The 22,144-nt window shown below is 67.8% G+C and carries 25 protein-coding genes; 21 read left to right on the top strand and 4 right to left on the bottom strand.

Annotated elements, in window-relative coordinates; all coding sequences use genetic code 11:
- The first annotated feature begins 93 nt into the window (after positions 1-93).
- From AC1D1A_RS18860 to AC1D1A_RS18850, 3 genes are all read left to right on the top strand, one after another.
- Positions 94-588 (top strand): GyrI-like domain-containing protein, encoded by a 495-nt coding sequence (locus AC1D1A_RS18860; protein ID WP_290370286.1) that lies wholly within the window; start codon positions 94-96, stop codon positions 586-588.
- Positions 589-781: 193 nt separating this feature from the next.
- The gene (locus AC1D1A_RS18855) at positions 782-1,084 is read left to right on the top strand and encodes a DUF4193 domain-containing protein (protein ID WP_018775830.1); all 303 of its coding nucleotides are present in this window, start codon (positions 782-784) and stop codon (positions 1,082-1,084) included.
- A gap of 320 nt (positions 1,085-1,404) precedes the next feature.
- Complete coding sequence (locus AC1D1A_RS18850) at positions 1,405-1,950, top strand: AMIN-like domain-containing (lipo)protein (protein ID WP_476948445.1); 546 nt, start codon at positions 1,405-1,407, stop codon at positions 1,948-1,950.
- 53 nt (positions 1,951-2,003) lie between these two features.
- Here the strand turns inward: AC1D1A_RS18850 and AC1D1A_RS18845 are convergent, their stop codons facing one another.
- Genes AC1D1A_RS18845 through AC1D1A_RS18830 form a run of 4 tightly spaced genes read right to left on the bottom strand, consistent with a single transcriptional unit; the run spans position 2,004 to position 5,242 of the window.
- Positions 2,004-2,408, bottom strand: coding sequence for a flagellar assembly protein FliW (locus AC1D1A_RS18845; RefSeq protein ID WP_223914333.1), 405 nt, complete (start codon positions 2,406-2,408; stop codon positions 2,004-2,006).
- Positions 2,405-3,328, bottom strand: coding sequence for a flagellar hook-associated protein FlgL (flgL, locus tag AC1D1A_RS18840; protein WP_459383898.1), 924 nt, complete (start codon positions 3,326-3,328; stop codon positions 2,405-2,407). Before flgL ends, AC1D1A_RS18845 begins: the two co-directional genes overlap by 4 nt.
- Positions 3,329-3,330: 2 nt before the next feature.
- Positions 3,331-4,743 (bottom strand): flagellar hook-associated protein FlgK, encoded by a 1,413-nt coding sequence (flgK, locus tag AC1D1A_RS18835; protein WP_476948431.1) that lies wholly within the window; start codon positions 4,741-4,743, stop codon positions 3,331-3,333.
- Between the two features lie 10 nt (positions 4,744-4,753).
- The gene (locus AC1D1A_RS18830) at positions 4,754-5,242 is read right to left on the bottom strand and encodes a flagellar protein FlgN (RefSeq protein ID WP_476857557.1); all 489 of its coding nucleotides are present in this window, start codon (positions 5,240-5,242) and stop codon (positions 4,754-4,756) included.
- 283 nt (positions 5,243-5,525) lie between these two features.
- On the opposite strand from AC1D1A_RS18830, the gene AC1D1A_RS18825 reads away from it, so the two are divergent.
- From AC1D1A_RS18825 to rox, 18 genes are all read left to right on the top strand, one after another.
- The gene (locus AC1D1A_RS18825; RefSeq protein WP_223914330.1) at positions 5,526-6,704 is read left to right on the top strand and encodes a flagellin N-terminal helical domain-containing protein; all 1,179 of its coding nucleotides are present in this window, start codon (positions 5,526-5,528) and stop codon (positions 6,702-6,704) included.
- Between the two features lie 150 nt (positions 6,705-6,854).
- The gene (gene fliD, locus AC1D1A_RS18820; RefSeq protein WP_476860121.1) at positions 6,855-8,183 is read left to right on the top strand and encodes a flagellar filament capping protein FliD; all 1,329 of its coding nucleotides are present in this window, start codon (positions 6,855-6,857) and stop codon (positions 8,181-8,183) included.
- Positions 8,180-8,689, top strand: a complete 510-nt coding sequence (locus AC1D1A_RS18815; protein WP_223914328.1) for a flagellar export chaperone FliS — start codon at positions 8,180-8,182, stop codon at positions 8,687-8,689. The genes fliD and AC1D1A_RS18815 overlap by 4 nt, the downstream gene beginning before the upstream one ends.
- Positions 8,682-9,107: a hypothetical protein gene (locus AC1D1A_RS18810; RefSeq protein ID WP_476860122.1), complete on the top strand. Its 426-nt coding sequence runs from the start codon at positions 8,682-8,684 to the stop codon at positions 9,105-9,107. Before AC1D1A_RS18815 ends, AC1D1A_RS18810 begins: the two co-directional genes overlap by 8 nt.
- A 145-nt stretch (positions 9,108-9,252) precedes the next feature.
- Positions 9,253-9,594 carry a flagellar basal body rod protein FlgB gene (flgB, locus tag AC1D1A_RS18805; protein ID WP_028277071.1) on the top strand — a complete coding sequence of 114 codons (342 nt, stop codon included), beginning with the start codon at positions 9,253-9,255 and terminating at the stop codon, positions 9,592-9,594.
- Positions 9,594-9,986 (top strand): flagellar basal body rod protein FlgC, encoded by a 393-nt coding sequence (locus AC1D1A_RS18800; protein ID WP_079555549.1) that lies wholly within the window; start codon positions 9,594-9,596, stop codon positions 9,984-9,986. The genes flgB and AC1D1A_RS18800 overlap by 1 nt, the downstream gene beginning before the upstream one ends.
- On the top strand, positions 9,986-10,297 hold the full coding sequence (fliE, locus tag AC1D1A_RS18795; RefSeq protein ID WP_028277073.1) for a flagellar hook-basal body complex protein FliE: 312 nt from the start codon (positions 9,986-9,988) through the stop codon (positions 10,295-10,297). The genes AC1D1A_RS18800 and fliE overlap by 1 nt, the downstream gene beginning before the upstream one ends.
- Positions 10,297-11,901 carry a flagellar basal-body MS-ring/collar protein FliF gene (gene fliF / locus AC1D1A_RS18790; RefSeq protein ID WP_028277074.1) on the top strand — a complete coding sequence of 535 codons (1,605 nt, stop codon included), beginning with the start codon at positions 10,297-10,299 and terminating at the stop codon, positions 11,899-11,901. The genes fliE and fliF overlap by 1 nt, the downstream gene beginning before the upstream one ends.
- Positions 11,898-12,914: a flagellar motor switch protein FliG gene (gene fliG / locus AC1D1A_RS18785; RefSeq protein ID WP_476948430.1), complete on the top strand. Its 1,017-nt coding sequence runs from the start codon at positions 11,898-11,900 to the stop codon at positions 12,912-12,914. Before fliF ends, fliG begins: the two co-directional genes overlap by 4 nt.
- Positions 12,904-13,638, top strand: a complete 735-nt coding sequence (locus AC1D1A_RS18780) for a FliH/SctL family protein (protein ID WP_476948429.1) — start codon at positions 12,904-12,906, stop codon at positions 13,636-13,638. Before fliG ends, AC1D1A_RS18780 begins: the two co-directional genes overlap by 11 nt.
- Positions 13,635-14,963 (top strand): FliI/YscN family ATPase, encoded by a 1,329-nt coding sequence (locus AC1D1A_RS18775; RefSeq protein WP_476948428.1) that lies wholly within the window; start codon positions 13,635-13,637, stop codon positions 14,961-14,963. Before AC1D1A_RS18780 ends, AC1D1A_RS18775 begins: the two co-directional genes overlap by 4 nt.
- Positions 14,960-15,394 carry a flagellar FliJ family protein gene (locus AC1D1A_RS18770; RefSeq protein ID WP_026538968.1) on the top strand — a complete coding sequence of 145 codons (435 nt, stop codon included), beginning with the start codon at positions 14,960-14,962 and terminating at the stop codon, positions 15,392-15,394. Before AC1D1A_RS18775 ends, AC1D1A_RS18770 begins: the two co-directional genes overlap by 4 nt.
- Positions 15,391-16,119, top strand: coding sequence for a C40 family peptidase (locus AC1D1A_RS18765; protein ID WP_476948427.1), 729 nt, complete (start codon positions 15,391-15,393; stop codon positions 16,117-16,119). The genes AC1D1A_RS18770 and AC1D1A_RS18765 overlap by 4 nt, the downstream gene beginning before the upstream one ends.
- Positions 16,116-18,308, top strand: a complete 2,193-nt coding sequence (locus tag AC1D1A_RS18760; protein WP_476948426.1) for a flagellar hook-length control protein FliK — start codon at positions 16,116-16,118, stop codon at positions 18,306-18,308. The genes AC1D1A_RS18765 and AC1D1A_RS18760 overlap by 4 nt, the downstream gene beginning before the upstream one ends.
- Positions 18,309-18,326: 18 nt before the next feature.
- Complete coding sequence (locus AC1D1A_RS18755) at positions 18,327-18,761, top strand: flagellar hook assembly protein FlgD (RefSeq protein ID WP_476932521.1); 435 nt, start codon at positions 18,327-18,329, stop codon at positions 18,759-18,761.
- A 31-nt stretch (positions 18,762-18,792) separates the two neighbouring features.
- Positions 18,793-19,959: a flagellar hook protein FlgE gene (locus AC1D1A_RS18750; RefSeq protein ID WP_476932520.1), complete on the top strand. Its 1,167-nt coding sequence runs from the start codon at positions 18,793-18,795 to the stop codon at positions 19,957-19,959.
- A 174-nt stretch (positions 19,960-20,133) separates the two neighbouring features.
- On the top strand, positions 20,134-20,598 hold the full coding sequence (locus tag AC1D1A_RS18745; protein ID WP_476948425.1) for a phage tail protein: 465 nt from the start codon (positions 20,134-20,136) through the stop codon (positions 20,596-20,598).
- A gap of 79 nt (positions 20,599-20,677) precedes the next feature.
- On the top strand, positions 20,678-22,138 hold the full coding sequence (gene rox, locus AC1D1A_RS18740; RefSeq protein WP_476948444.1) for a rifampin monooxygenase: 1,461 nt from the start codon (positions 20,678-20,680) through the stop codon (positions 22,136-22,138).
- Positions 22,139-22,144: the final 6 nt, after the last annotated feature.

Here is a 22,144-nt window from a genome sequence, read left to right as displayed (position 1 = left end):
CCGGCAGCCGGACCGCTACTGGACCACGGCGCGGACCTCCCCTGCGGGCCGTAAGGCCCTAGACCGTGGATTAGTCCCGGCAGAGTCTGGGGTATGACTCAAACGAACCCGGGGCCGGCCCCGGACATCAGGGCCGCCCAACTCAAGGAACAGCCCACGGCGGTGGTGCATGAGACAGTCCCGATGAATGCGTTGCGGGATTTTTTCGGCCGTGCCTTCGCCGCCGTCATGGGTGCGGTGCAGGAGCAGCATGTCCAGTTGGCCGGACCCCCGTTCGCGCTGTACCGCGGCATGCCGACCGACGTCGTCGACGTCGAAGCGGGGTTCCCCCTCGCCGCGCCTTTCACGAACCCCAGTGGCGCGGACACGGCGGTTGTCGCCGGCACCCTCCCCGCAGGCCAGGCCTACGAGGCGATGCACATCGGTCCCTACGAATCACTGCAGCGTACTTACGGCGCGATCATGGCGCGGATGCGGCAGGACGGCGCGAGCCCGGGAGCAGCAATGTGGGAGTACTACCTTACCGATCCCGGCGTCGAACCCGATCCAGCGAAGTGGCAGACGCTCGTGGTCTGGCCGGTCGACTGAAATGCCGCACCTGCACTGCCCGGCCGCCGCGCGGAGGGGCCCCGGCCGGGGGCCGCTGCCCGGGTTTCCAGGGCCCGTCCGACTCATTCTGTCTGATAGGCCACACTATTGCTCTACTCCATGCATAATGTCCTAAACTGCTTCACTGAGGTGCCTGAAATGGCGCTGCGCAGCAACGAAAGTGAACCCCGATATGGCTACCGATTACGACGCCCCACGCAAGACAGAAGAAGAATCTCCCGCTGAGTCGCTGGAGGCCCTTCAGGCGTCCCGCGGCGGCGGCGCGCAGACCGCTGTGATCGACGTCGATGAGAACGACACCGCTGAAGGCATTGATCTTCCCGGTGCGGATCTGTCCGGCGAAGAGCTGACGGTCATTGTTGTTCCGGAGCAGTCCGATGAATTCACCTGCTCCTCCTGCTTCCTGGTCCGTCACAGGTCCCAGGTGGCCCTTGAGAAGAACGGCATGAAGTACTGCCGCGACTGCGAAGGCTAAAACCTTCCGGCAACAGACAGGCCGTACGAAGCGCCGGACCCGCGAGGGTGCCGGCGCTTCGCCGTTCCCGGCCAGGCCTGCAGCTGGCGGTGTTATCTGTTCGTGAACGACCTTCACGAACAGGGTCCGTGCAATCCGTCCGTGACCAGCAGCGGGCCACGCTAACGGTTGGGCGCCGAAACTGTGGAGGACCTCGCCCGCCGGGCCGGGCCCGCCTACGCTGAAAGCGTCTGACCTGCGCTGACTGTTCCGCCAGCCCAAGGGTCAGGCAGCACCAGGGGGTGGCGGCCTTGAAGAAGACCCAGTTGAAGAAGATCCAGTTGAAAAAGGTCAACGCGTTGCTCGCGGCTGTTCTGATGGCCGCCGCGCTCGGGATTCTTGCGCCGGCGCCGGCCGCGGCGGACCCGTACTGCGGACTGGCCTGGGGGTCGCTGAGCAAACTGGATCCGGCCATGAGCCAGGCCAAGGTGGTCGACGTCCGCACCGGTCAGCACTACTGCTTCGACCGGCTGGTCATTGACCTCAACGGCCCCGTGGCCGGCTACAGTGTCCGCTACGTACCCGCGGTGGTGCAGGACGGGTCCGGCCTGCCGGTCCCGTTGCGGGGCCAGGCCTTCATTCAGCTCACGGTCAATGCTCCCGCATATGACGACGCCGGCAATCCCACCTACAACCCGCCGAACAAGAATGAATTGGCTGACGTGGCTGGGTACCAGACCTTCCGGCAGGTGGCGTGGGCGGGCAGCTTCGAAGGCTATTCGACCATTGGCCTGGGGGTCCGCGCCCGGCTGCCGTTCCGGGTCCTGGCCCTGCCCGGGCCGGGCACCGGGTCCCGGCTCGTGGTGGACGTGGCCCATTTCTGGTGAAGCTGGTGGAGCCGGTCGCAAGGCAGGGCTGCGCGCCTTGCCGGGCGGGTCGGCTAGAGCGAGCCGAGCTCGGCCCGGAGCGGGAAGTCCCGGCCGTCCAGCACCAGCTGCGTGCAGCGCCCGGTGGCACGGTTCAGAACGATCGGGGCCATGAGGTTGACGGTCGTGGAACCGGGCGAGTGGTTCACCACGACCAGTACCTGGGCGGCGTCCCGCCCGTCGAGTTCGAGGGCCTCCAGCGAGGCTGCCGGGATCGGCGGAGAGTAGCTCGGTGCAAACACGGCCGCATCGGCCAGGAATAGCCGCACCGGGCTGGAACCGGCCTCCAGGGCGTACAGTCCGGCCGCGCCCTCGACGCTCCGCAGCGCGAAATCGTGCAGCTCCTCGAAGCCAGGCATGGGTGCGGTGAATGTGAGGGGCAGGCTGGCGACCGGAGTGTCCATGACCGGGGTGCTCACCGCAGGAAGTCCATCAGGGTGGGCTGAAGCACCCGGGCCGTCGCCGCGAGGGCCACCTGGTAGTTGGTTTCCTGAAGTTTCAGGTCCATGATGACGCTGCCGAGATCTGCCTTTTCAATGCCCATCTTCTGTGCATCCAAGGTGGCCTCCAGTTCGGTGTTGACGTTGCCGGCGCGTTCCAGCTGCACCTGCCGTGTTCCTATTTCAGCACGCCCGCTGACGATGTTCTTGAACGACGCCTGCAGGTTGGTGAGGTTCACTGTGGCATCCTCGCCTTTGCGCAGTGACTCGATGGTCTTGGTGACGGCGTCGAAGACGGAGCCGGAGCCGCTGCCGAAGATCGCGGCGCCGTCGGCGTCGACCCGGACGGTTCTGTCGGCACTGATGCGCCGTTCCACTGAGCCGCCGGCGACGCCGTTGAAGACCGGGGGAGTTCCGGTGTCTCCTGGGATGCTCGGGTCGGCCGGGATGGCTGGGCTGAAGGCCGTGGCCGCGTCCGAACTTCCAGCAAAAATGTTCCGGCCAAGGTGCTTGCTGTTGGCGGTTGAGAGCAGATCCTTGTTCAGCCCTTCGAGCTCTACGGCGATCGCGTCCTTGCCCGCCTGGTTGAGCGCGCCGTTGCCGGCCTGGACCGTGAGGTCGAGGATGCGGTTCATGACGTTGGTGGCCTGGCTGAGGGCGGAGTCGGCCGCGTTGAGCCAGCTGGCGCCGTCGTCGATGTTCCTGCCGTACTGGGCGTTGGCGGCGAGCCGCGCGCGCGTATCGAGAGCCTGCGCCGTGGCGGCAGGATCGTCGGACGGGCGCGAAATCTTGTCCAGGGTGGTGGCCTTTTCCTGCAGCTGGGCCAGCTTGGACTGCTGGGCCTGCAGGGTCCGCTGGGCGGCTGCGCTCATGGTCAGGTTGGTTACCCGGTTCAGCATGTCTACCTTCCTACCAGTCCGGTGCGGTTGATCAGGACGTCCAGGGCTTCGTCCACAGCCGTCATGACGCGGGCCGCGGCCTGGTAAGCGTGCTGGTTGGTGAGCAGGCTGACGTTTTCTTCGTCCAGGCTGACGGACGCCTGGGAGGAGCGGTTGGACTGCGCGGAGATTTCCGCTGCCGAGCTCAACGCTTCATGCTGCTGGGCGCCGCGTGACTGCACTCCGATCCCGGTGACGATGTTTGCCCAGGCGCTGTCCGGAGACCCCGGCCCGGTGCCAAGCTGTGAAATCTTGTCGGCGAGGCTGCCGTCCAGGTTCCCCGCACCCGCCACGCCGACCGCGATCTCTGCGGCGGCCTTGGGCACAACAGCGAGAGCGAGCGCGGCAGGGCCCGCGGCGGCCGGGTCGAAGAAGTTGCCGGACGAAGTGCCGTCAGAGGTCCGTCCGCCGAAGTGAAGGGCGTTGACCGCGTCCCGCAGGTCGCCGGCGAACTTGTTCAGTGACTGTGCGGCCGAATCGATGGCGCCGCCGTTCGCGGCAGGAGCCAGGACGGACAACGCGCCGGCGATTTCCCCATCGGCGACGGCGATTGCCGCACCCGGCCGGTCCGCCCACTCAAGCTGCACGGCTGTGCCGAGCTTGTCCGCAGTCTGGCTTCCGGAGAGGGCGAGTGCCCGGACGGAGCTGCCCATCACGAGGGCGTTTCCGCCGACGTGGACATCCACGGTGCCGTCAGCCTGTTCCCTGACGGTGCCGCCCGTTAGCCGGGAGATGGTCTCTGTGAGCTTGGCCCGCGCGTCGATCAACTCGTTGGCCGATCCTCCCGCGGCGAGGGTTGAGCGAATGCTGGTGTTGAAGGCGGCCACCTGCGTGGCGGCGGCATTGACGGCGTCCACGGCGCCCTGGGCCTGGCCGCGGACGCTGCTCCACTGGCCCTCAAGGGAGCGGTAGGAAGAGGAGACCTTGGTGGCGAGGTCGTTGCCGGCCTGCAGGACCAGCCCCTTGGCGGCGGAGTCGTTGGGGTGGTTGGCGGCGCCTTGCCAGGCCGACCAGAAGCCCTGGAGCGCGGTGGAGATGCCGTTTTCGCCGGGTTCCTGAAGGATGCCCTCGATCCCTTGGAGCGCCGAGGACCGGGCGCTGGCGTAGCCGGACTGGGCCGCCGTCGAGCGGACGCTTCCATCAAGGAAGCTGCTGCCCAAGCGTGAGATGCCGTCCACGGAGACGCCATTCCCGGCTTCGGGACGGCCCGAACCGAACAGGCCCTGCGCGGGAGCCACGATTGACGATTGCTGGACGCGCTGCCGGGTGTAACCCTCGGTGGCGGCGTTGGCAATGTTCTGCCCGGCCACGTTCATGCCCTGCTGGGCGGCGGTCAAGCCACGGTAGGCGGTGTTCAGCGCGCCGAAGGTACTCATGGTCGCTTCCTTAGAATTGCTTGTCGAAAATACGCGAGGCTGCAGTTTCCCCGGTCTTGCCCTGGGCGTCATAGGTGCCGGCCGCAGCGGTGGGCCGCAGATCCGCGAGGGATTCCTGGGTGGAACGGACTGCGGTGCGCAGGTACTGCTCGTTCGAGTCGCGCAGTTCCTTGATCAGGGCCGTCTGGTGGGTCAAGGCCGTCAGATGGGCCGTGAGAATTTCGGACCAGGCGCCTTCCGGCGCGGCAGCGGCGAGTTCACCCAGGGACGCGTCAGTGGGCAGTCCCCAGGTTTCGGCCACGACGGCGGCTTCGATGGTGCGGGCGAGGCTCGCCTTGGAGAGGTGTTCCAGAACCTGCTCGACTTCCTTTGTGCCGTGGGGAAGCCAGCGGGATTTGCCGGCAGTGAGCAGCAGTTGCTCTTCCTCCAGCTTGAAGGTGAGAACGTCCAGGAGTTCACGCTCCCGCCACAGCAGGGCTGAAAGTTCGTGGATGGCCATGGTCCGGACGGCTCCCTCATGTGTGAATGGTGCAAATGACTGGTGCGGTGGTGCCGGGGCGTCGATTTCATCGTGCGGACGATTTGGCCTCCAGCAGGGTTCGTAGAAACTATCGGCAGGGGCGCAGGATTCGTTAGCGGCAATAAGGCTGATAACAGACGGGGCGTTGAACTGAAAACTCTTTTTGGAATCTTCCTTACGTGTGCTGGCCAAATGGCGATAACTACTTCTGAAGGCCCACGGATGGGCCGTCGCACATCGTCCCAATCATGGAGGAAACATCATGGGAATGCAGATCAACACCAACATGGCTGCGAACAACGCTTACCGCAGCCTCAGCAACACCCAGAACGACCTGTCCAAGTCGTTGGAGAAGCTTTCCAGCGGCCTGCGCATCAACCGCGCCGGCGACGACGCGGCCGGCCTGGCTATCTCCGAGGGCCTGAAGTCGCAGATCGGTGGCCTCACGGTTGCCGCCCGCAACGCACAGGACGGCATCGGCGCAGTTCAGACCGCTGAAGGCGGCCTGAACCAGGCCCACTCCATCCTGCAGCGTCTGCGCGACCTGGGCGTCCAGGCAGCCAACGACACCAACAACGCCGAATCCCGCGGCGCCATCAAGACCGAAGCTGACAGCCTCGTGAAGGAACTGGACCGCATCGCCGGCTCCACCAACTTCAACGGTGCACAGCTGCTGGACGGCTCAAAGCCGAAGATGTCGCTCCAGGTCGGCGCCAACTCGGACGCCAACAGCATCATCGACGTCAACCTGTCCTCTGCCAACGTTGGGTCGGTTGCCACTGCTCTGGGTTCGGCCGCGTCAGGTTCCACCACATTCAAGGTTGCTGCGTTCAGCGCTACTGATGGCTCCCCCCAGGGACTCGCCGCCGGTACCTACAACTTTGAGTCGGTCAAGGGTGGCGTTACGACGACGGTGGCCGTTACCACCACCGCCGCAGCCACTACGGCTGATGACTTCGTTTCCAAGCTCAACGCGGACAAGAACTTCAACTCCAGCTTCACGGCAACGGTCTCGAAGAGCGCAAACGGCACCGGCGACGGCATCATCATCCGGTCCAACGACGGCGGCACGATCGACCTTACCGATCCGTCCGGCTCGGGTGTGTTCAACGGCGGCGCCACCGTGGTCAGTGGAACGGGTCTTGACTTCTCCTCAACCAGCGCAGCCCAGGCTTCCATCACTGCCATTGATACTCAGATCAAGTACGTTTCGACGGCCCGCGCCGAACTCGGTGCGACCCAGAACCGCCTTGAATCCGCAGTGCAGACCATCAACGTCTCCAAGGAAAACCTGACGGCTTCCAACTCCCGTATCCGCGACACGGACATGGCTGAGGAAATGGTCAAGTTCACCCGCAACAACATCCTGTCCCAGGCCGGCACCGCAATGCTGGCCCAGGCAAACCAGTCCAACCAGGGTGTACTGCAGCTCCTGCGCTAAAACACAGCGGGAAGCGATCACTCCGGTGACTTCCGCTAGGTAGTTCAGATTGCACGTGGCGCCCGGGGAGAGAATTCTTCTCCCCGGGCGCTGTGCAGTACCACCAGCCATTACTGATTCAGCCAGCCATTGTTCTAAGGAGTTGCAGGCATGGGACTTTCTATCGACGGACTTTCCAGCGGTTTGGACACCACAGCCCTGATCAATTCCCTCATGGCCGTGGAAGCAATCCCACAAAGCCTGATGAAGAACAAGGCCGCAACGGTCCAAACCCGCATCTCGGCCCTGCAGGGACTCAATACCGCCGTCGCGGACCTCGCAACCAAGGCCGGCAAGCTCTCCGACCCCAAAAGCCTGGAACTGTATTCGGCCTCGAGTAGTTCCGCCAAGGTCACCACCGTGGTCGGTGCCGGAGCGAAACCGGGTGCGGTTGATTTCACCGTCTCCCAGCTGGCCCAGACCCAGGTCTCCGTCAGCAAGAACCTCGCCGCGTGGCCCTACACCACCATGACGGTCACCGGCGAAGGCGGCCAGGCCATCACGGTCACCCCGCTCACTTCATCTCTTGACGACGTCGTTTCCGCCGTGAACCTCTCCGGCGCCGGGATTGTCGCATCGAAAGTTTCAGTGGGCGGCGGCGAGTACCGGCTGCAATTTGCCTCGTCCAAGACCGGCGTCGCCGGCGGGTTCAGCATCGCCGATCCGGACGGCACCGCCGGGCTGACCAAAGTTCAGTCTGGGCAGGACGCGCAGATCAAGCTGTGGGCGGGAACAGCTGCCGAGGCGACGCTCAGCTCCGCCACCAACACCTTCGCGGATGTCCTGAGCGGAGTCTCGATCAGCGTCTCCGAGGTCTCTGCCACTCCCACACGCGTCACCGTTGCCCGTGACGACGCCCAGATCAGCAGGGCCGCCTCTGACCTGGTTAGCTCCGTCAACGGAGTCCTGGCGCAGATCGCCACCAAGAGCGCCGTGGTCAGCAGCACCGACGCCTCCGGCAACCCGGTCACTTCAGGCGGCGTGTTCACCGGAGACAGCACCGTTCGTACCGTCAATGCCGCGATCCTGGCCGCTGCGTCCCAGCCCTTGAACGGAAAATCGCCGTCTGAGCTTGGCATCAGCGTGACCAAGACCGGGACGATGGAATTCGACGCCACCAAATTCGGCGACGCCCTGGCGAAGGACCCGGCCGGAACAATGGCGGCCGTGGCCACTATCGCGGGCCGCGTGGCGGACGCCGCCAAGCAGGCCTCCGATCCCTCCACGGGGCTCCTCAGCACCAAGATCAAGGGACAACAGTCCACCGCGAAGGACTACACCGACCAGATCGCCGACTGGGATGACCGCCTGGAAATGCGTCGGACCACGCTGCAGCGGACCTACTCCGCGCTGGAGGTCGCTCTCAGCGGCATGAAAGCGCAGTCGTCCTGGCTGTCCTCCCAACTCGCAGGACTCTCTTCAGGAAGCTCTTCATCATGACTCTGACCTCCTTCGGCGGCGGCTACGGCAATGCCGGCCAGCGGAACCAGTACCTGGCCGACTCGGTCCTGTCGGCTCCGCCGGCACGCCTCCTCACCATGCTCTACGACCGCCTCCTGCTGGACCTGGGCCGGGCGGAAACGGCGCAGCACGCTGCCGACTGGACCACCGCATCGGAAAACCTGCTGCACGCCCAGGCCATCGTGTCCGAGCTGTCCTCCTCGCTGAAGGTCGACGCGTGGGACGGCGCAAACGGGCTGCTGGGGGTCTACAACTACGTCTCCACCGCACTGACCAACGCGAACATCCAGCGGGACGCGGCGCTGACCCGGGAAGCAATCGAACTCTTGGAGCCCCTGCGGCAGACCTGGCACGAGGCCGCCGCCGCGGTACCAGCGCCCGCAAGCCCCGCGGCGTTTCCCTCCGCAGCTCCAGCCGGTTTCCCGGCAGCAGGGGCCTGGAACACCGGGCCCGGAACAGGCGGCGGGAGTCTCGGCTTTGGCTGAACAGGCTTACTTGGATATTGGCCCAGGGGGAACCGGATCCAACGACGCCGATTCGTCCCTTCCCGGCAAGATCCCTGAAGACACCACCCTGGCTGCCTGGATGGCCGTCCTGGATGTGCTTGAAATGGCGGTGCAGGCCGCCGAACGGACCCTGAAGGATCCGCTGGGCCCGCTCGCCGCTCCCGCGGGATCGGTGGCGGAACCCCGGCCGGAGAAGCGCTGGTCTCCGCCGTCGATGAACGGGCCGTTGCCGGCGACCGCCCGGCGTCGCGCCGTCGCACTGGCAGCCGCCCAGGAACGCGTTGCCCTCCGGCTGGAAGAGGCGCGGCTGGGAGTCGCCCGGCAGCTGCAGGCGGTATCGTCGGTGCCTGGCGTGGGGGAGTCCGCCGGAGCCCTGTACCTGGATGTCAACGGCTAGGAATCCCGGGTTCCAAAACATCTGAAATAGTCTTTTGATTTCGCCTAACGCGGCGCTGACCAGTGCCGATAACCACTGTAAGAGCACGGATCGCTCGATTACCGGCCACGGATCGGCCACCCCCACCTTTCCCAGGCAGGACTCTGTGCTCGAATCCGTGACTTCCGCCGCCTTGGCCAGCGCCATGGACGGGCTGGCACTGCGCCAGCGGACCATCGCGAACAACATCGCGAACGTCAACACGCCGAATTACCACGCGAAGCGCGTCAGCTTCGAGGACGCCCTCGCGGCGTCGGTGCAGTCCGGGAACGGCCGCGTCCAGGCAACCACGGCGGAGTCCCTGGAGCCCACGCAGCTAAACGGCAACAACGTCAACCTGGACACCGAGACCCTGTCCAACATCGACACCGTGCTGCGTTTCCAGTTCGCCGCCCGCGCCGTCAACACCGAGTTCACCGCCGTGCGCTCCGCCCTGAGGACCAGCTGATGACCTTCGACATGATCGGCATCGCCGGCTCCGCCCTCACTGTCCACCGCAAGTGGCTCGATGCCGTCTCGGACAACCTCGCCAACATGAACAACGCCTCCGCCACGTCCGGCCCCGCCTTCCAGGCCCGGTATGTCGAGGCCGCGGAGGGCTCGCAGGGCTCGGGCGTGTACGTCAAGAGCACCCAGCTCGGCAACGCCGAGGGCAGGATCGTCTACCAGCCGGATCACCCGCTGGCGGACGCCAACGGCAACGTGAAGTACCCGGACATTGACATGGCCGAACAGATGGGTGCGCTCATCATCGCCCAGCGCGGCTACCAGGCCAACGCGCAGGTGGTGGATCGCGCCCGCGAAACCTACATGGCCGCCCTTGAGATTGGACGCTCCTAATGACTGTCGCCCCCATCGCCCCCGTCCAGGGCGTCCTGCCGACAAACTATGTGACGGGCGCCGGAGCGGCACCCGTTGCCGGCACGGACGGCTCCGCCTTCGCCACTTCCCTCACCGGCGCGGTGGATAACCTCCAGCAGCTGCAGTCGACGTCGAACCAGCTGGCTGTGTCCGCCGTGACCGGCAACCTGGATGACATCCACAACGCCACGCTTGCCGCGACCCGGGCGCAGGTGACGCTGGAGCTCATGGCCACCATGCGCAACAAGGGCGTTGACGCGTTCAACGAGATCATGAGGATGCAGGCCTGATGCCTCCGCAGATTAACGCTTTCTTCCAGCGCTTCGGCGCGGGCCTGAAGAGCTTCACCGCCGGCCAGCGCACCATCGCCGTGATCGGCGCTGCCCTGCTGGTGGTGGGCATTGTTGCCCTGTCCGCCTGGCTTACCCGCCCGGTGCTCACCCCGCTGTTCTCCGGCCTCCAGACCACCGACGCCAACGGCATCGTCGAACAGCTCCGCAAGGACAACGTTCAGTACGAACTCAGCGACGGCGGATCCACCATCCTGGTGCCGCAGGACAAGGTCTACGACGAGCGCCTCAAGGCAGCGGCCGCGGGCCTGCCGACTGCCGCCGCCACCGGCTACTCCCTGCTGGACAAGATGGGCGTGACGTCCTCGGAATTCCAGCAGTCCGTCACGTACAAGCGCGCCCTCGAGGGCGAACTTGCCAGCACCATCTCCGCCATGGACGGCGTGAAGACCGCCGCCGTCCGGCTCGCCATCCCCGAGAAAACAGTGTTTGTGTCCAAGGCCCCGGACACCACCGCCTCAGTGTTCATCGAGACCGACGCCGGCGCTGCCCTGACCGGTGACAAGGTGCAGGCGATCGTCCACCTGACCTCCGCCGCCATCGAAAACCTCAAGCCCTCCAACGTCTCCGTGGTCGATTCGCAGGGAAACGTGCTCTCCACCGTCGGCGGCGGGACCGCAGGATCGTCCACCAAGCAGGCCAGCGACTACCAGCAGCGCACCTCGGACGCCGTCCGCGCGGTCATGGACCGCGTGGTGGGCCCGGGCAACTCCACGGTCGCCGTCGCCGCCGACGTGACGGGCGAATCGGCGCAGCAGAAGAGCGAGACTTTCTCCAATGCCGAGGGCGCCCTGCCGCTGAGTGAATCGTCCAAGACCGAGAAATACACCGGAACCGGGGGAGGCGCCGCGGGCGTCCTCGGCCCGGACAACATCGCTGTTCCCGGCGGCACGAGCGGCAACGGCAACTTCGATTCCTCCACCGAAACCAAGAACAACGCGGTCAACAAGGTCACCGAGGACCGGACCATCCCGGCCGGTGCCATCAAGCGGCAGACCATTTCCGTCGCCGTCAGCCAGGCCGCCGCCGGCGGCCTGAACCTGGCGTCGCTGAAGAACCTCGTCACCTCCGCAGCCGGGGCCGACACCGCGCGCGGCGATATTGTCACGGTCGAGGTTGTGCCGTTCAGCACCGCAGCCGCCGACGACGCCGCCAAGGCGCTCGCCGAGGCCCAGGCCAACGCCGAAGCCGAGAAGCAGGCCGCGTTCTTCGGAACCCTCGTCACCGCAGGCAGTATCCTGCTGGGCCTGCTGATCCTGGCCCTGGTGGTCACGATCATCCTGCGGCGCCGCCAGAAGCGCGAGCCCGTGGACCTCGGCGAACGCCTGGACCTGGAGATCATGCCGGTGGCCCCGCCTGTGGTGGCCCTTCCGCCGGCGACGTCGGCGATCCCGATCACCGCCCTGCCCCCGCTTCCGGGCCCGAGCACCGAACAGCTGGAATCCGAGCGCCGCCGGTTTGAAATCGACAACATGGTCGCCGCCAACCCGGAACGGGCCGCCGATTACCTGCGCAGCCTCATGGATGACAGGCAACCGGCATGAAACCCGCCGATACGCCCCTGACCGGCACCCAGCGCGCCGCCGTCGTCCTGATGCAGATGAGCCCCGAGAACGCCGCCAAGGTCATGGCCCAGCTCACGGACACCGAGGCGGAGGAGATTGCCGGGGAGATCGTCAAGCTCCGGAAGGTGGACTCTGACGTCACCGAGCAGATCATGAAGGACTTCCACCAGGCCGCGCTGACAACCACGCGCCAGGCCCGGGGCGGCCGGGAACTCGCCGAGGGCCTGCTGGAGGCGTCCTTCGGCTCGGAACGGGCCGCCGGGCTCATGAACCGCCTGACCGTCAATATGGCCGGCAAGTCCTTCGAGTTCCTCGAAGACATCGAACCCGTGCAGATCCTGGCCCTGATCGACGGCGAACTGCCGCAGACCATCGCCCTGGTCCTCGCCCACCTCAGCCCGCGCAAGGCCTCGGCCGTGATGTCCGGGCTGCCCGGCTCGCTGCGCGCCGACGTCGCGCTCAGCATCGCCACCATGGGATCCGGCGCGCCCGAGGCGATCGGGATCGTCGCCGACACCCTCAAACTCCGCGGCGGCGCCGCCGTGTCCCAGCAGGCCTCGAAGGTGGTGGGCGGCATCCAGCCGCTGCTGGAGATCATCAACCGGACCGACGCCGGCACGGAACGGTCCGTGCTGGACGGCCTGGACCTGCTCGATCCCGACCTCGCGGTGGAGATCCGGGCCCAGATGGTGACATTCGACGACATCGTGAAGCTGGAACGCCGCGACGTGCAGCTGGTGCTGCGCGGACTCGACGCGGCCGTCCTGGCGATGGCGATGAAGGGTGCCTCCGAGCCGGTCCTGGAAACCATCACCACCAACGTCTCCGGGCGCAACCTGGAAATCCTCGAATCCGAGATCGCCGCCCTGGGACCCCTGCGTGCCTCGCAGATCGAAGAGGCCCGTGCCGCCGTCGTCCGGTCCATCCGCGAGCTCGAGGCCGAAGGCCAGATCACCATCCAGCGCGGGGACGAAGAAGACTATGTCTACTGACAACGGCGCGGCCAACGCCCCGGCGCGCGTCGTCTTCCCGTCACTGCGGGCCAACGGCCCGGCCGCCGAACAGGCCGGCTACACCGAAGGCCACGCCGCGGGCTACGCCGCCGGTGTGCGCGCCGCAGCGAAAGAGCAGCGCCGCTGGCGGGACCGGATGGCCGCCGAGCAGGCTGCCTCCCTGGCCGCCGGACAGCAGGACCTGGACCGTGCCGTGCGCGCCCTCGCCGTCGCCAGGACAGACTTTGCGCACCGCAACGTGCAGGCGCTGCAGGACGCCGAGGAAATCCTGGCCCGCACGGCGCTGGAACTGGCCGAGGCCATCCTCGGGTACGAACTGGCCGAAGGCACCCGGACCGCCCGGGCCGCCCTGGCCCGCGCCCTCTCCGGGAATGACTCCGCCACGGTACTGGCAATCCGGCTGCACCCGGCGGACATCGACGTCCTCAGCCGGGAAGGCCAGGAACTGCCAGCCGGGCTGCCGCTCATCGCGGACCCCTCCCTGGGCCGCGGCGACGCGAAGGTCGAATACCAGCAGGGCTGGTTCGACGCCAGCCTCCGCACCGCCCTGGGACGTGCCCGCATGGCGCTGCTGGGAGAGGCAGCGTCGGCAGAGGGCCCGCTGGGAGGCGCACTGGTGGCAGACGCCGTGCCGGGAGCCACCGTGCCGGGAGAATCCGGCCGGGCCGAATTCGGTGCCGGCGCCTACCGGGGCCAGGCATGATCGCCGAGTGGCGGCCGAAGGGCGCCGACTATGCCGCCGCGCTGGCCGCGGCCGCCCCGCAACGGGTCGGCGTCGTCACCTCGGTCATCGGGCTGGGCCTGGAAGTGTCGGGTCTGGACTGCGCCCTTGGTGACCTCGTGACCGTGGGCGGGAACCCGGGCCTTGACGCCGAAGTCGTCGCGGCGCTGGACGGCTCCGTGCGCTGCATGCCGCTGGGCCGACTGGCCGGCGTGGCTGCCGGTGACCCGGTGCGCGCCAAAGGCAGCGCGGTATTGGTTCCCACGGGGCGGGGCCTGTTCGGCCGGGTCATTGACGGCCTGGGACGCCCGATCGACGGCAAGGGTCCGCTGCTCAGCGGGCCGCGCGTGCCGATCGACAACGAGGCACCGAACGCCATGAAACGCGCCCGCATCGACACCGCGCTGCAGACCGGCGTGCGCGTCCTGGACACCATGACCACGCTCGGCAAGGGCCAGCGCATGGGCCTGTTTGCCGGCTCCGGGGTCGGCAAATCCTCCCTCCTCTCGATGATCGCCCGCGGAACCGACGCCGAAGTCTCGGTGATCGCCCTCGTTGGCGAACGCGGCCGCGAAGTCCGCGAGTTCCTCGAAGACGACCTCGGCGCCGCCGGCCTGGCGCGCTCCGTGGTGGTGGTCGCCACTTCCGACGAACCCGCCTTGATGCGCATGCGCGCGGCCTTCACCGCCACCCGCATCGCCGAGTCCTTCCGCGACCAGGGCCAGGATGTGGTGCTCATGATGGACTCCCTGACCCGGGTGGCCATGGCGCAGCGCGAGATTGGCCTCTCGGCCGGCGAGCCCCCTGCCACCCGCGGCTACCCGCCGTCGACCTTTTCCATCCTGGCCCGGCTGTTGGAGCGTGCCGGCACGGCCGAGACCGGCTCCGTTACCGGCATCTACACCGTGCTCGTGGACGGCGATGACCATAACGAGCCCATCGCCGACGCCGCCCGCTCCATCCTGGACGGCCACGTGGTGCTGGACCGCAAACTCGCCGTCACCGGGCACTTCCCGTCCGTGGACGTGCTCGGATCCGTGTCCCGGGTGGCCAGCAAGGTCAATTCCCGGCCACACCTCGATGCCGCCGCCACGCTCCGCCGGGTCCTCGCGGCCCGCAAGGCGGCACAGGACCTGATCGACGTCGGCGCCTACCAGGCCGGGACCAACCCGCTGGTGGACGCTGCGCTGAACCACGAGCACGACGTCAGCGGTTTCCTCCAGCAGCCGATGGACGAATCCACGGCCCACCCCGAGTCCTGGCAACGGCTCGGCCACCTCACTTCGATCCTGGGAGCAGCAGCATGAACCGCGAATTCTCACTGGCCGGCCTCCTGCGCCTCCGCCAGCTCCAGCAGGACCAGGCGGCAACCGGGCTGGCGCGCGCCCGCTCACGTTCCAGCTCCGTCCGGGTCCGCGAAGCCGCCGCCCGCCGCGAACTTGCCGCCACGGATGACCCCATCTCCAGCTCGGCCTCACTGCGCGCCGTGGCGGCCGCCCGGTCATCCGCGCACAGCATGCTCGCGGACCTGCAAAACCTCACCCACCTGGCCGAGGCCGACGAAGCCAACGCCCGGGCCGAGTTCATCGCTGCCCGCACGCGGTCCGTGGGGCTGGAAAAACTGCAAGCCCGGCACGACGCCGAGGTCAACTCCGCGGACCTGCGCGCCGAGCAGTCGGCCCTCGACGAGATCGCCTCGACGCTCTGGCACCGCGATGAGCAGCAGGTGAAGCCATGAGCATGACTGAAGCGATCGGCCGGATGCAGGGCATCCAGTCGATGATCGCGGAATTGAGCCGGCCAGCGGCCACGGAAACCAGCGCAGCCGCTGCCAAGGCTGCGGCTACCTCGCTCGCGTCCGCAACCGGCACCGGCGACTCCGCCACGTTCACCCAGGCACTTGCCGCGGCACTGGGCGGCAGTGGCGCAACGGATGCCGCCTCCCTCACGGACAGCCTGGGCCTGGGCTCCTCACTGGGCACGTCACTGGGCATTGGCGGCACATCCGGACCAGGTAGCGCTGCGGCGGCCGGGACGGCCGCGCTCACCGGCGCCCAGGCAGCCGGAACCGTACATACCGGTGGGGCCGCGACGGGCAATGACGTGGTGGCCGTGGCGAAGAAGTACATCGGTGTTCCGTATGTGTGGGGCGGCACCAATCCGGCCTCCGGCATGGACTGCTCCGGCTTCACCCAGCGGGTCTTCAAGGACCTCGGCGTGGAGCTTCCCCGTGTGGTGAGCGACCAGATGCGCCAGGGCACCCCGGTGGCGTCCCTCGCAGAAGCGAAACCCGGAGACCTCCTGGTGAGCTTCGGCGGCAACCACATTTCCATCTACCTGGGCAACGGCAAGGCGATCGACGCACCCGTGCCGGGCAAGACCATCCAGATCCGCGACGCCTGGGAGCAGCAGTCCAACCTGACCTCCATCCGGCGCATCGTTCCCGCAGGGGCTGCATCATGAAGGCGGCGGCATCGACGGAGCTTGCGGGCGCGCTGGGGGCGACCATCCGGGCGGCCCGGCAGGGCGCGGACCCGCGGCCCGGCAGCGAAAACGGAAACACAGCCGCCGCGTCCTTCGACGCAGTCCTCAACGACGTCCAGGGCGCAGCGGGCAACGGCACCGCGGCAGAGCCTGGCGCCGCTAAGGCTGTACCGGCGGCCGATGACACGGCGGCCGAACTGCCGCAGCCCGACGGCGGCACGGACCCCGCTTCGATGAGCGGCACCGCTGCGAACACTGTGACGGGGGCCGACGCTGCTTCCGGGGCCGCGCCGGGGACCGACGCTGCTTCGTCCGGTATCACCAGCCCCGGGCCGGCCCCGTACGTTCCGGCCCAGTACGTTCCAGCCCAGTACGGCACGGCCGAATTCCCGCCGGCCCAGTACGGCACGGCCGAATTCCCGCCGGCCCAGTTTGTCTCCTATACACAACGTGGTCAGGCTGGTCAGGCTGCGCTGCCCGGACAGTCGGCGCAGGCGGTTGCCCCGCCGTCGGACAGCAACGATGGTTCCCGTACTGCCGCCCCGGCCATCACTGCGTCCGCGGCCTCGGCGGTCCTTCCCGACGAGTTGCCGGCCGCCGCCGCGCATTCCCCGGCCGTCGAGACCCCGGGATTGGCCGCAACGCGGCGCCAGACTGTGGCCGCCGTCCCCGCTGGGACCACGCCGGACGGTAAGCCGAACGCCGCTGCGGCCTCGCAGACGGCGGGCGCGGTCCCGCTGGCCGGGCCCAAGGCCGCCGCCGGCGGACCGGTCAACCGGCCGGTCAATGGGAACGATCCTGCCCCGACGGCTGCGCCCGTCGACGCCGTGGCCGCCGCACCGGCTACTGTCGCGGCCGCGCCGCTGGCTACTGTCGCGGCCGCGCCGCTGGCTACTGTCGCGGCCGCGCCGCTGGCCTCGACTGCCACCGGCGCCGCGGGGACCACCCCTGCGACCGGTCCCGTTCCGGTGCTCAGTGGCCCACCCAAGGCTGCTGCACCTGCCGGGCCAACGCAGGCAGTCCCGGTTCAGGCCGGCGCCACACCTCCGGCCGCCGCCGCGGCACCGGGCGCGGCAGCGGCGGCGCAGACTGCCCAGGGACTTGGGTCTGGTCATGGTGCGTCGCCGGCGGCCACCACCGCGGCCGTGTCCGCGCGGGCGGTCAACGGATCAGACGTCGCCGCCGTCGCTCCCTCCGCGCCCGGACAAGCGCCGACGTCGCCGACCACCTCACCCGGCACGACCCCGTCCGGTCCGGCGCCATCCGGCAGCCCCGGAGCCGGCACCGGATCCTCCGGCAGCATGTCCACCGGAACCGGAACCGGAACCGGAACCGGAACCGGAACCGGAACCGGAACCGGAACCGGACCCGGACCCGGAACCGGAACCGGAACCGGAACCGGACCCGGAACCGGACCCGCACACGCCCCCGCTCCTTTCCACGCCGGCGTCCTGACGGAACCAGTCGCGGCACCGGTGCCCAACGCCGCCCAGGCTCGGTCCAATCCGGAAAGCGACGCCCCCGCGGCGGCCGCCTTCCCCGTCCAGCCGACTGTGGCGGCGGCAACCGTGGTCCAGGCCGTGTCCCAGCCGGCTGCCCAGGCCGCTGCGCAGCCGGCGTTCCAGTCGGCGTCCCCGCCGGCGCCCCATTACGCCGCGCCCCTCCAGTCCCAGGTGGCCAAACCGCTTTTCACCCTTGTGGGGGCACCCCAGGGCCAGCACATCATGACCCTCAAGGTCAGCCCGGAAGATCTCGGTCCACTCACGGTCCGGGCCCAGATCGACGCCGCGGGCGTCCGGATTGAGCTGTTCGCCCCGGGCGATGCGGGTCGTGAAGCCGTCCGCGGAATCCTGCCCGAACTCCGCAGGGAACTCCACGGCGCCGGATTCGCGGCCAGCCTTGACCTCTCAGACCACAACGGTCCCGGTTTCGGGCAGCACGGGGCCCAGCACGGCACGGGCCAGGACCGGACGGGGACCGGCGGCCAGTTCGGCACCGGCCGGGACCCCGGCGGCACCGGCTCGGGCCCCGGCGGCAGCGGCTCCGGCCCGGGCGACCGGAACGGGCCGCGGCCCGGAAACCGCTGGGATGCGCTGGCCGATGATCAAGCCATACGCACCGCCAGGCTGTTGAACGGCCCCCAGACCACCCTCGACATTCTTGTCTGACACGAAGGAACGCGACTTATGACGATTCAGCCGATCGCATCCCAGCCGGTAACGGCGGCGGGGGAGGCCCCCCAGGCTTCTGCCGTGCGGACCCCCTCGCAGACCATGGATGCCAACGTGTTCATGTCCCTGCTCGTGACGCAGCTCAAGAACCAGAACCCGAGCGCGCCCATGGACACCAACCAGATGATGAGCCAGACCCTTCAGCTCTCCATGATGGAAAAAATGACCGAACTGACCACCAACAGCAAGGAGGGCTTCTCCCTCCAGATGCGGACGGCGGCAGCCCAGCTGATCGGACACTCGGTCGGCTACACCCTCGCGGACGGCACCACCGGGACCGGCGTCGCCAGTTCCGTCAGCTATGCGGGATCGGTTCCGTCCGTCACGATCGGCGACCTTTCCGTTCCCCTCGACTCCATCACCGGGCTTACCGCTCCGGCCGCATCCTAACCAGTTCTTCACCCGTAGAAAGGCAGTTCCCATGCTCCGCTCGCTGTACTCCGGAATCTCGGGCCTCCGCGCCCACCAGACCATGCTGGACGTTACTGGCAACAACATCGCCAACGTCAACACCGCAGGCTTCAAGGCCTCCTCCACCCAGTTCCAGGACACCCTGTCCCAGCTGCAGCAGGGCGCCACCGGCCCGCAGGCCGCGACCGGCGGCAGCAACCCCGCCCAGATCGGCCTGGGCGTCCGGGTTGCCGGCGTCACCACCAACTTCTCCCAGGGCTCATCGCAGAGCACCGGCCGGGCCACCGACCTGATGATTTCCGGTGACGGCTTCTTCGTCACCAGCAAGGGCGGCAGCCAGCTCTTCACCCGCGCCGGCGCGTTCAGCCCGGACGCAGCCAACCAGCTGGTAAGCCCCGACGGCGGCATCCTCCAGGGCTGGACCGCCACCAACGGTGTGATCAACGCGGGTGGCCCCGTGGGCGACATTACGCTGAACCCCAACACCATGGTGGCCAAGAAGACCGACTCGGTGACGCTGGACGGAAACCTGCCCAGCGACGCCGTCGACGGCACCAAGTTGGACCGTCTCGTCAAGGTTTACGACGCCGCCGGCACTGAACGCAGCGTGTCAATGACCTTCACCAAGGCCGGAAGCACCTGGAACATCGCGGCCGACGACAACGGCACCACAGCCACCGGGTCGGTGACCTACACGAACGGCAAGCCCACCGCCGGCGGCAACGTCACCGTCAACGGCATCACCATCGATGTCTCCAAGGTTTCCGGCTACGCCGCCATGAGCTCGCTGACCGTCAGCGGCCAGAACGGTGCCCCCGTCGGCAAGCTCGAGTCCTACACGCTGGGCAGCGACGGGTCCCTGGTCGGGTCGTTCAGCAACGGCGTCAAGCAGGTCCTCGCCAAGATCGCCCTCGCCAAGTTCACCAACCCGGGCGGCCTGGAGAAGGCCGGCGGCTCCTCCTACGTCGCAACCGGCAACTCCGGCGGCGTGCAGCTCGGTGCTGCGGGCGACCCCGGCCTTGGCACCCTGACCGGCGGCTCGTTGGAAATGTCGAACGTGGACCTGTCCCAGGAATTCACCAACCTGATCGTTGCGCAGCGCGGTTTCCAGGCCAACGCCCGCATCATCACCACCTCGGATGAGGTTCTCCAGGAACTGACCCAGCTCAAGCGCTAATGAGCGGAATTTCGCTTGTCCCTTAAGGATTCGGGAGACAGCTTCGGGTTTCCGGTATTGCCGGACCCGGAGCTGTCTCCACGGATCACACCCTCAGGGGGCGTTTGCGTTCCGGCGTCCGGCAGCACGTCGTCGCGTTAGCATTGGTCCCAACACGTCTGTCCAGGAGGGCACATGCCGTACATCGTTGACTTCGAGACCGTTTCTACCGTCGGCTTGGAATCATCGCCCGTCTCCGACGCCCTCGCCGGGTTGCGCGCCAACGAGGCCCGCTATTACCGGAATAAGTACGGCCACGCCTTCACCGTGAGCCCCGCGGGCGAAGTTCCTGACGTGGTTGACCGGGTGAGCCGCATCCTCCGGGATGAACGCGAGATCGTGATCGGCTCCCGCCCGCTGGAGGCGACCGCCTTCGAAGTCGACGGTTTGCGGATGGCCTATGTTTTTTACGAGTCGGGGCTGTCGGTCAACGTCATGTACAGCATCGAGGACGGCGGGAAGAGAGCGGTGGGGTTCAAACTTGCCGACGGCATGGAAGTTCCGGAGGAATTGGCGCCGCGCTTCAAGTTCGCCCGCCAAAAGTCGAAGCTGGCGGGCGTTATTCGCGGCTCCTACTTCGTGATCAAGGGCGAGTACTGATCGGGCTCACCCCCGCATTTCAGGTTGCGGGACGCAGCCGGGCAATCCGGGAAGTGAGTTTCTGGGATTGGGGTTCCATATTTTCGACGTGATCATTAGCGGCGGCGGCCCGACGGGGATGATGCTGGCCAGCGAGTTGCGGCTGCACGACGTGGACGTGCTCGTGCTGGAGAGGGACGCGGAGCCGAGCCAGGCGGTCCGTTCGCTCGGTCTGCACCCGCGCAGCATCGAGATCATGGACCAGCGCGGGCTGCTGGACCGGTTCCTCGCCCACGGGCAGCAGTATCCCGGCGGCGTGGGTCGCTTCGCCGGGATCGACAAGCCCCGGCCGGTGAACCTGGACACCGCACACGGCTACGTCCTTGGCATCCCCCAGCCGGTCACCGATCGCCTGCTGGCCGAGCGCGCCGGTGAGCTCGGCGCCCAGATCCGCCGCGGCTGCGAGGTGGCAGGGGTCGAGCAGGACGAGGACGCGGTGAGCGTCGAACTCGCTGACGGCACACGGCTGCGCTCGCGCTGGCTGGTCGGCTGCGACGGCGGACGCAGCCTGGTGCGCAGACTGCTCGGCATCGGCTTCCCCGGCGAGCCGGCCAAGACCGAGTGGCTCCTGGGCGAGGTGAAGGTGACCGCGGCGCCGGACCAGCTGGCCGCGGTGGCCGAGGAGGTGCGCAAGACCCACAAGGGGTTCGGCATCGGCCCCGCCGGAAACGGCCTGTACCGCGCCGTCGTGCCCGCGGCGGCCGTGGCCGAGGACCGCTCGGTCCCGCCGACGCTGGAGGAGTTCCGGACGCAGCTGCGGGCGTTCGCAGGCACCGACTTCGGCGTCCACTCACCACGCTCCCTGTCCCGTTTCAGCGACGCCACCCGGCTTGCCGAGCAATACCGGGTGGGCCGCATTCTACTCGCCGGCGATGCGGCGCACGTCCACCCGCCACTGGGAGGGCAGGGACTGAACCTCGGCATCCAGGACGCCTTCAACCTCGGCTGGAAGCTCGCCGCCGAGGTCAAAGGATGGGCGCCGGACGGGCTGCTGGACAGTTATTACGCCGAGCGTCACCCGGTCGCCGAAGGCGTGCTGACCATCACCCGCGCCCAGAGCGAGCTGCTGTCCACCGAGCCCGGCCCGCAGGCCGTGCGGCGGCTGCTGAGCGAGCTGATGGACTTCGAGGACGTCAGCCGTTTCCTGGCCGAGAAGATTACCGCGATCGGGGTCCGCTACGACTTCGGCGAAGGACCCGAGCTGCTCGGCAGGCGACTGCGCGACATTCCTCTGTCGCGGGGCCGTCTCTACGAACTCACCCGCAAAGGCCGCGGGCTCCTGCTGGACCAGACCGGCGAACTCTCCGTGGCAGGATGGGCGGACCGGATCGACCACGTCGCGGACGCCAGCGGGGAACTGGACGCGCCCGCGGTCCTGCTCCGGCCGGACGGCCACGTCGCATGGATCGGCGACGACCAGGACGACCTGCTCCACCACCTGCCGACATGGTTCGGGGCCGCCCCCGAGGGCACCGGAGACGGTCACGATCGCCGCCCCTGACGCCGT

This window comes from Arthrobacter sp. P1_B9 (assembly GCF_056406495.1).
The sequence above is the reverse complement of the archived record's forward strand: the minus strand, read 5'-3'. Positions and strand labels throughout refer to the sequence as shown.

What these genes read in the sequence shown, in the direction of transcription:
- AC1D1A_RS18815 (WP_223914328.1), top strand. Translation starts at nt 8,180, where the DNA reads ATGACTCTGACCTCCTTCGGCGGCGGCTACGGCAATGCCGGCCAGCGG.
- fliD (WP_476860121.1), top strand. Translation starts at nt 6,855, where the DNA reads ATGGGACTTTCTATCGACGGACTTTCCAGCGGTTTGGACACCACAGCC.
- fliE (WP_028277073.1), top strand. Translation starts at nt 9,986, where the DNA reads ATGACTGTCGCCCCCATCGCCCCCGTCCAGGGCGTCCTGCCGACAAAC.
- flgL (WP_459383898.1), bottom strand. Translation starts at nt 3,328, where the DNA reads ATGCTGAACCGGGTAACCAACCTGACCATGAGCGCAGCCGCCCAGCGG.
- AC1D1A_RS18765 (WP_476948427.1), top strand. Translation starts at nt 15,391, where the DNA reads ATGAGCATGACTGAAGCGATCGGCCGGATGCAGGGCATCCAGTCGATG.
- AC1D1A_RS18745 (WP_476948425.1), top strand. Translation starts at nt 20,134, where the DNA reads ATGCCGTACATCGTTGACTTCGAGACCGTTTCTACCGTCGGCTTGGAA.
- AC1D1A_RS18780 (WP_476948429.1), top strand. Translation starts at nt 12,904, where the DNA reads ATGTCTACTGACAACGGCGCGGCCAACGCCCCGGCGCGCGTCGTCTTC.
- AC1D1A_RS18750 (WP_476932520.1), top strand. Translation starts at nt 18,793, where the DNA reads ATGCTCCGCTCGCTGTACTCCGGAATCTCGGGCCTCCGCGCCCACCAG.
- AC1D1A_RS18855 (WP_018775830.1), top strand. Translation starts at nt 782, where the DNA reads ATGGCTACCGATTACGACGCCCCACGCAAGACAGAAGAAGAATCTCCC.
- AC1D1A_RS18770 (WP_026538968.1), top strand. Translation starts at nt 14,960, where the DNA reads ATGAACCGCGAATTCTCACTGGCCGGCCTCCTGCGCCTCCGCCAGCTC.
- fliF (WP_028277074.1), top strand. Translation starts at nt 10,297, where the DNA reads ATGCCTCCGCAGATTAACGCTTTCTTCCAGCGCTTCGGCGCGGGCCTG.
- AC1D1A_RS18800 (WP_079555549.1), top strand. Translation starts at nt 9,594, where the DNA reads ATGACCTTCGACATGATCGGCATCGCCGGCTCCGCCCTCACTGTCCAC.
- AC1D1A_RS18760 (WP_476948426.1), top strand. Translation starts at nt 16,116, where the DNA reads ATGAAGGCGGCGGCATCGACGGAGCTTGCGGGCGCGCTGGGGGCGACC.
- AC1D1A_RS18775 (WP_476948428.1), top strand. Translation starts at nt 13,635, where the DNA reads ATGATCGCCGAGTGGCGGCCGAAGGGCGCCGACTATGCCGCCGCGCTG.
- AC1D1A_RS18830 (WP_476857557.1), bottom strand. Translation starts at nt 5,242, where the DNA reads ATGGCCATCCACGAACTTTCAGCCCTGCTGTGGCGGGAGCGTGAACTC.
- fliG (WP_476948430.1), top strand. Translation starts at nt 11,898, where the DNA reads ATGAAACCCGCCGATACGCCCCTGACCGGCACCCAGCGCGCCGCCGTC.
- AC1D1A_RS18755 (WP_476932521.1), top strand. Translation starts at nt 18,327, where the DNA reads ATGACGATTCAGCCGATCGCATCCCAGCCGGTAACGGCGGCGGGGGAG.
- AC1D1A_RS18860 (WP_290370286.1), top strand. Translation starts at nt 94, where the DNA reads ATGACTCAAACGAACCCGGGGCCGGCCCCGGACATCAGGGCCGCCCAA.
- AC1D1A_RS18825 (WP_223914330.1), top strand. Translation starts at nt 5,526, where the DNA reads ATGGGAATGCAGATCAACACCAACATGGCTGCGAACAACGCTTACCGC.
- flgK (WP_476948431.1), bottom strand. Translation starts at nt 4,743, where the DNA reads ATGAGTACCTTCGGCGCGCTGAACACCGCCTACCGTGGCTTGACCGCC.